The following is a 6,609-nucleotide window of genomic DNA, read 5'->3' on the forward strand; positions in this document are numbered from 1 at the left end:
CTAAAAAAGGGTACAGAAAAGATAGCACAAAATTAGAGGGGGTCTACTAATACGATGAATTTAAAAATAGATATACAAAAGGACGGTCAAGCATATCGTATTAAGCTGGCTGGAGAGATTGACGCATATACAGCACCTAAGCTAAAAGAAAAGTTCATGGAAATTACTGAACATACTGAACCGGAAATTATAGTCGATTTAACCGATGTATCATACATGGATAGTACAGGACTAGGTGTATTTATTGCATTGTTAAAAGCCAATAAGAAAAATAACGGCTCTTTGAAATTTGTTGGTGTATCAGAGCGCATCAAGCGCTTATTTGATATTACGGGCCTCACAGACATTTTAAACGTGAATTCACAAGTAGAAGGTGGCGTAAAATGAAACAGCCTTATGACTTTGTTGAGATGAAGATTCCTGCTAAGCCAGACTACGTAGCGATTATTCGACTGACGCTGTCTGGTGTAGCGAACCGGATGGGTTTTTCTTATGATGAAATTGAAGATATGAAAATTGCTGTGAGTGAGGCATGTACGAATGCCGTGCAGCATGCTTACAAGAATGAAGAAAATGGTGAAGTGAGAGTAGGTTTTGGTTTATTTGATGACCGTTTAGAAATCATGGTGGTCGATAAAGGTGAAAGCTTTAATTTTGAAGAGCTTAAGGAACATATAGGACCTTATGAAACATCAAAAGAAGTTGAATTTCTTCCTGAAGGTGGACTTGGTTTATATTTAATTGAAACACTAATGGATGAAGTGAAAATGGTCAATTCAAAAGGTGTAACGCTAATGATGACTAAGTATGTGCAAAGAGAGCAGGTGGAGAGTGATGAAAACACAGTCTCAACCTATGAAATTAACTAAAGAACAGGTTCAGGAACGAATTGAGCGCTTTCAAAAAACGCAGGATGAAGAAGCACAAAGTGATCTAGTAGTACATTACAAGAACCTTGTTGAATCTATTGCACGTCGTTATTCAAAAGGCAGAAGCTTACATGAAGATATTGTGCAGGTAGGGATGCTAGGACTGTTAGGAGCTATTAGAAGGTATGATGCTTCATTTGGAAGAAGCTTTGAATCGTTTGCTGTTCCTACAATCATTGGAGAGATTAAGCGATTTTTACGCGATAAAACGTGGAGTGTTCACGTGCCGCGCCGCATCAAAGAATTAGGTCCTAAAATTAAAGCAGCTGTCGAAGAGCTAACAACCCGTTTACAGCGATCTCCTCAAGTGAAAGAAATTGCTGATCATATCGGAGTGACAGAGGAAGAAATTTTAGAAACGATGGAGATGGGGCAAAGTTATCAAGCGTTGTCTGTTGATCATTCCATTGAAGCAGACTCTGATGGAAGCACTGTGACAATCCTTGATTTAGTAGGTGAACAAGAGTCGGGTTATGAGAAAACTGATCAGCGTTTAGTGTTAGAAAAGATTCTTCATGTATTAAGCGATAGAGAAAAAGAAGTGATTCGCTATACCTTTATTGAAAATCTGAGTCAAAAAGATGCCGGTGAGAAGTTAGGGATTTCTCAAATGCATGTATCTCGACTGCAAAGAAGAGCGCTTGATAAGCTAAGGACTGCAGCTCGCTCAGATTCTAACGATTCGGAGTATATGTCGTGATGACAGTAGACCCTAATACAAAGTCGATTCAAACTCATATATACCAAGAACCAAAGCAAGGGAACGTATGTTGTGGAGATAGTTACTATGTCAAAGAAACGGATGACTATTTTCTATGTGCAGTGGCAGATGGATTAGGAAGCGGTGAACAAGCCAGAGCCGCTTCTGTAGCTGTTACGGATGTAGCGAAAGCTCATCATCATCTAGATGTGGATGAAATCATTTCTAAGTGCAACAAAGCTACTCGACATACAAGAGGCGCAGCAGTAGCTATTTTGAAAATTGATAAAAAACATAACGAATTTCATTATACAAATGTAGGTAATATCCGCTTTTATCTGTATTCTCCGGAGGGGAAATTAACGTATCCTCTGCCAATTCAAGGTTTTTTATCAGGGAAAATTCAAAAATTCCGCACACAAACCTTCCCATATGACTCCGGGTCTAAATTTTTGATTCATACAGATGGCTTAGAATTAAAAGAGATTAAATCTGTTTTTGCTAACTCGATGAATGTAGATCAATTGTCGACACGGCTACAGGCAGCTATTCGATCTCATAATGACGATATTACGTATATCGCTGGTCATCTTCCAACTGCATAGCCTTTCTTTTTAGCTCACATGTGTTATTGCATGTGAGTTTTGTTACAATAGAGACAAAGTTTCATTTAGGTAGGAGGATAAGCTGTGTCTGTTGCAACGAAATTAGATAATCAAATTGTTCAACGTGTAAGTAAAGAGGTGGAGATTTCACAGAAGCAAGTACAAAACGTAATTGCTTTAGTAGAAGACGGTAATACAGTTCCCTTTATTGCTCGATATAGAAAAGAACAAACTGGTGCTTTGGATGAAGTCCAAATCCGGAATATTTTAGATTCCTGGAACTACTTAATGAATTTAGAGGAGCGTAAAGAGGAAGTTCTTCGATTAATTGAAGAGCAAGGGAAATTAACTGAGGAACTGGCTGCTCAAATTCATCAAGCGAAGAAATTGCAGCAAGTAGAAGATTTATACCGCCCTTTTAAGCAAAAACGACGTACAAAAGCAACTGTAGCAAAAGAAAAAGGTCTTGAACCATTAGCACAGTGGCTACTAAGTTTTCCACATTCTGACGTGAAGAATGAAGCGCAAACATACATAAATGAAGAAGCGGGAGTTCAATCTTCTGAAGAAGCTATTCAGGGAGCCCTAGACATTGTAGCGGAACAAATTTCTGACGAAGCATCTTACCGTCAATGGATTCGTACGACCACTGTAAAAGATGGCATAATTATTACTTCAGTTAAAGATCCGGAAAAAGATGAAAAAAATATCTATGAAATGTACTATGAATATACAGAAGCGGTAAAGCGAATCGTTCCTCATCGTATCTTAGCTATGAATAGAGGAGAAAAAGACGGTATTTTAAAAGTGAGTATTGATGCGCCTACAGATCGTATTCTTTCATATTTACATAAACAAGTAATCAAAAAAAGGGATTCTTCAGCCGAAAGTTATATCATCTCGGCTATAGAAGATGCTTATAAACGCTTAATAGAACCATCTATTGAACGCGAAATCCGTAAAGAGCTATCAGAAAAAGCGGAAGAAAGAGCCATTCACATCTTTTCTGAAAACTTACGAAAACTGCTTCTCCAACCTCCATTGAAAGGGAAGGTGGTATTAGGAGTAGATCCAGCTTTTCGAACAGGCTGCAAATTAGCTGTAGTAGATGAAACGGGCAAGGTATTAAAAATTGATGTTATTTATCCACATCCTCCTGTGAGAAAAGCAGCTGAAGCGCAAAATAAATTAAAGAAAATGTTCGCTGAATACCCTATTGAAGTAGTAGCAATCGGAAACGGAACGGCATCTCGCGAAACGGAGCAATTTGTAGCGGATGTTCTTAAAGAAATTGAAAACCCAGTTTATTATTTGATTGTGAATGAAGCAGGAGCAAGCGTATATTCGGCTTCTAATGTTGCTAGAGAGGAATTTCCTGATTTTCAAGTAGAAGAGCGAAGCGCTGTATCGATTGCCAGAAGGCTGCAAGATCCGCTGGCTGAACTTGTGAAAATTGATCCTAAGTCCGTAGGGGTAGGGCAGTATCAGCATGATGTGTCTCAAAAGCAATTAAATGATTCACTGACTTTTATTGTAGAGACAGTAGTAAATCAGGTAGGAGTAAATGCAAACACGGCTTCTGCTTCCCTTCTACAATACGTTGCTGGTCTAAATAAGACAGTTGCTCAAAACATTGTAAAATATCGTGATGAAAACGGAAAATTCTCTAACCGAAAACAGTTAAAGAAAATTCCGCGTTTAGGTGCTAAAACGTATGAGCAGTGTATTGGGTTTTTACGTATTATAGAAGGTGAAGAACCCTTAGACAGGACGGGGATCCATCCTGAAACATATGGAGACGTTAAAAAGCTTTTAAAGAAGGCGGAAGTGAAAGAGACTGAGCTTGGAACGGAGAAAGTAAAAGAAGCATTAAAACATATCTCTTTACCCGAAATATCAGAAGAACTAAATATAGGGGAGCTTACTTTAAAAGACATTATAGAAGCGCTCGTAAGGCCCGAAAGAGATCCTCGTGATGAACTGCCAAAACCTTTGCTCCGTCAGGATATTTTGAAGCTAGAAGATCTTGCCAAAGGTATTCAGCTTGAAGGTACTGTGCGAAACGTCGTAGATTTCGGAGCGTTCATCGATATAGGAGTTAAGCAAGACGGTCTAGTCCATATTTCTAAATTAACGAATCGGTACGTTAAGCACCCCCTCGATGTCGTTTCAGTAGGAGATTTGGTGAATGTGTGGGTAGAAGAAGTAGATATGAAAAAAGGAAGAGTCGCACTGACGATGATTCCACCCCATCAATAATAAAATTGCCTTTTCAGATTTTCTGAAAAGGCAATTTTATTTGTAAAAAGAAGTGATTTAAGAAGCGGAGTTATTTTTTTGATAAAAAAACCAACATTGATTGAGCAATTTTATTTGTGCACGGTCTTTTTCAGAATAAGCGCGCCTCATTTGTTTTTGTAGCCACATTGGCATAAGGACAATCACTCCTTTTCATTTATGATAAGGTAAATAGTGAGTATGTAATGAAGTGTATGCCCAAAGAGCTAGTCAGGTGATTTCATACAGTGGAGGAGTATATAAGATGAATGATAAGGATTTACAAATACTTGTAGAAGAAATTTCATTGAAGCTGTTTCACACACCATTTCGTCATGAAGCCACTTTTAATTCTCGTTTACGTACGACAGGTGGAAGGTATTTATTACGTACATCTAATATAGAAGTAAACTACAAATACTTTGAACAATATGGCAGACAAGAAATAGTAGCAATCATTAAACATGAGCTCTGTCACTATCATTTGCATATTGAGGGGAAAGGGTATAAGCATGGAGATCAAGACTTTAAAAGCCTAATGAAAGAAGTAGGTGCCCCCCGATTTTGTCAGGCATTGAAAAAAGAAAGTGATGGAAAGAAAAAAGAGCACATATATGTATGTATGCAGTGTGAGCAAAAATATGTTCGAAAAAGAAAAGTGAACACGGTTAAATATGTTTGTGGGAAGTGTAAAGGTAAATTAAAAAAAATGTAGAAGATGCTTGACTAAAATAGATTGATTATGATAAATTAATAAAGCCGTCTCAAATGAACGGTAAAGAAATCACAAAAACTTATTGACATTACATATAATGTCGATTACAATGTAAGAAGTCTGATAAATATTATTCCACAGTAGCTCAGTGGTAGAGCTATCGGCTGTTAACCGATCGGTCGTAGGTTCGAGTCCTACCTGTGGAGCCATATGGAGAAGTACTCAAGTGGCTGAAGAGGCGCCCCTGCTAAGGGTGTAGGTCGTGTAAGCGGCGCGAGGGTTCAAATCCCTCCTTCTCCGCCATTTTATAATGGCCCGTTGGTCAAGCGGTTAAGACACCGCCCTTTCACGGCGGTAACACGGGTTCGAATCCCGTACGGGTCACCATTGATTTTCATTTGCATATTCTGTGGAGGATTAGCTCAGCTGGGAGAGCACCTGCCTTACAAGCAGGGGGTCGGCGGTTCGATCCCGTCATCCTCCACCATTTGACTGTTTTATACATAATTTTGGATGGTCCCGTGGTGTAGCGGTTAACATGCCTGCCTGTCACGCAGGAGATCGCGGGTTCGATTCCCGTCGGGACCGCCATTTAAATTATTGGGCTATCGCCAAGCGGTAAGGCAACGGATTTTGATTCCGTCATGCGTTGGTTCGAATCCAGCTAGCCCAGCCATAAAGAGCCATTAGCTCAGTTGGTAGAGCATCTGACTTTTAATCAGAGGGTCGAAGGTTCGAGTCCTTCATGGCTCATTTTCATTTCTTGCGGGTGTGGCGGAATTGGCAGACGCGCTAGACTTAGGATCTAGTGTCTTTACGACGTGGGGGTTCAAGTCCCTTCACCCGCATCTTATTCATTTTATGTATTTAGCGGTCGTGGCGGAATGGCAGACGCGCTAGGTTGAGGGCCTAGTGGGGGCGACCCCGTGGAGGTTCAAGTCCTCTCGGCCGCACCAAAAAACTTTTTAAAAAAGTGTTGACATAAGAAAACAGAAATGATATTATAATAAAGTCGCCAAAACAACGGCGGTAAACATCATAAGAAGCGCCCGTAGCTCAATTGGATAGAGCGTTTGACTACGGATCAAAAGGTTAGGGGTTCGACTCCTCTCGGGCGCGCCATATTGCGGGTGTAGTTTAGTGGTAAAACCTCAGCCTTCCAAGCTGATGTCGTGAGTTCGATTCTCATCACCCGCTCCAAATATATTGAACTTTGAAAACTGAACAAAGCGACAAACGTCAACGTTAAATTTTATTTTTTAAATGAGCAAGTCAAACATTTCTTCGGAGAGTTTGATCCTGGCTCAGGATGAACGCTGGCGGCGTGCCTAATACATGCAAGTCGAGCGAACTGATTAGAAGCTTGCTTCTATGACGTTAGCG

General features: G+C 39.8%; 7 protein-coding genes, 11 tRNA genes and 1 rRNA gene. 18 read left to right on the forward strand and 1 reads right to left on the reverse strand.

What is annotated here, in order from left to right; translation table 11 throughout:
- Window positions 1-54 precede the first annotated feature (54 nt).
- The 5 genes from LJC66_RS01005 (at window position 55) to LJC66_RS01025 (ending at window position 4,493) form a co-directional block, all read left to right on the forward strand.
- Window positions 55-387 (forward strand): anti-sigma factor antagonist, encoded by a 333-nt coding sequence (locus tag LJC66_RS01005; RefSeq protein ID WP_013055009.1) that lies wholly within the window; start codon window positions 55-57, stop codon window positions 385-387.
- Window positions 384-869, forward strand: a complete 486-nt coding sequence (gene rsbW / locus LJC66_RS01010) for an anti-sigma B factor RsbW (RefSeq protein ID WP_013055010.1) — start codon at window positions 384-386, stop codon at window positions 867-869. Before LJC66_RS01005 ends, rsbW begins: the two co-directional genes overlap by 4 nt.
- Window positions 835-1,629 carry an RNA polymerase sigma factor SigB gene (gene sigB / locus LJC66_RS01015; RefSeq protein ID WP_013055011.1) on the forward strand — a complete coding sequence of 265 codons (795 nt, stop codon included), beginning with the start codon at window positions 835-837 and terminating at the stop codon, window positions 1,627-1,629. Before rsbW ends, sigB begins: the two co-directional genes overlap by 35 nt.
- Complete coding sequence (locus tag LJC66_RS01020; RefSeq protein WP_033580804.1) at window positions 1,629-2,234, forward strand: PP2C family serine/threonine-protein phosphatase; 606 nt, start codon at window positions 1,629-1,631, stop codon at window positions 2,232-2,234. The genes sigB and LJC66_RS01020 overlap by 1 nt, the downstream gene beginning before the upstream one ends.
- Before the next feature lie 84 nt (window positions 2,235-2,318).
- Window positions 2,319-4,493, forward strand: a complete 2,175-nt coding sequence (locus LJC66_RS01025) for a Tex family protein (RefSeq protein ID WP_230931657.1) — start codon at window positions 2,319-2,321, stop codon at window positions 4,491-4,493.
- Window positions 4,494-4,550: 57 nt separating this feature from the next.
- Here LJC66_RS01025 and cmpA read toward each other — a convergent pair whose 3' ends face one another.
- On the reverse strand, window positions 4,551-4,667 hold the full coding sequence (gene cmpA / locus LJC66_RS01030; RefSeq protein ID WP_013055014.1) for a cortex morphogenetic protein CmpA: 117 nt from the start codon (window positions 4,665-4,667) through the stop codon (window positions 4,551-4,553).
- 109 nt (window positions 4,668-4,776) lie between these two features.
- Between cmpA and LJC66_RS01035 the strand changes: the two genes are divergently transcribed.
- The 13 genes from LJC66_RS01035 to LJC66_RS01095 all read left to right on the forward strand — a co-directional run.
- Window positions 4,777-5,226, forward strand: a complete 450-nt coding sequence (locus tag LJC66_RS01035) for a SprT family protein (RefSeq protein WP_230931658.1) — start codon at window positions 4,777-4,779, stop codon at window positions 5,224-5,226.
- Between the two features lie 134 nt (window positions 5,227-5,360).
- Window positions 5,361-5,435, forward strand: a tRNA-Asn gene (locus LJC66_RS01040).
- A gap of 3 nt (window positions 5,436-5,438) precedes the next feature.
- A tRNA-Ser gene (locus tag LJC66_RS01045) sits at window positions 5,439-5,529 on the forward strand.
- A gap of 9 nt (window positions 5,530-5,538) precedes the next feature.
- Window positions 5,539-5,613 (forward strand) — tRNA-Glu (locus tag LJC66_RS01050).
- Between the two features lie 24 nt (window positions 5,614-5,637).
- A tRNA-Val gene (locus LJC66_RS01055) sits at window positions 5,638-5,713 on the forward strand.
- 28 nt (window positions 5,714-5,741) lie between these two features.
- Window positions 5,742-5,817, forward strand: a tRNA-Asp gene (locus LJC66_RS01060).
- Window positions 5,818-5,827: 10 nt separating this feature from the next.
- Window positions 5,828-5,902: transfer RNA gene (locus tag LJC66_RS01065), tRNA-Gln, on the forward strand.
- Between the two features lie 4 nt (window positions 5,903-5,906).
- Window positions 5,907-5,979, forward strand: a tRNA-Lys gene (locus LJC66_RS01070).
- Between the two features lie 12 nt (window positions 5,980-5,991).
- Window positions 5,992-6,074 (forward strand) — tRNA-Leu (locus tag LJC66_RS01075).
- 22 nt (window positions 6,075-6,096) lie between these two features.
- Window positions 6,097-6,182: transfer RNA gene (locus LJC66_RS01080), tRNA-Leu, on the forward strand.
- A gap of 89 nt (window positions 6,183-6,271) precedes the next feature.
- Window positions 6,272-6,348, forward strand: a tRNA-Arg gene (locus tag LJC66_RS01085).
- A 4-nt stretch (window positions 6,349-6,352) separates the two neighbouring features.
- Window positions 6,353-6,426, forward strand: a tRNA-Gly gene (locus LJC66_RS01090).
- Window positions 6,427-6,507: 81 nt separating this feature from the next.
- Window positions 6,508-6,609 (forward strand): 16S ribosomal RNA (locus LJC66_RS01095); the annotation flags it as partial.

The organism is Priestia sp. TSO9 (assembly GCF_021029645.1).
Taxonomy (GTDB): Bacteria; Bacillota; Bacilli; order Bacillales; family Bacillaceae_H; genus Priestia; species Priestia megaterium_E.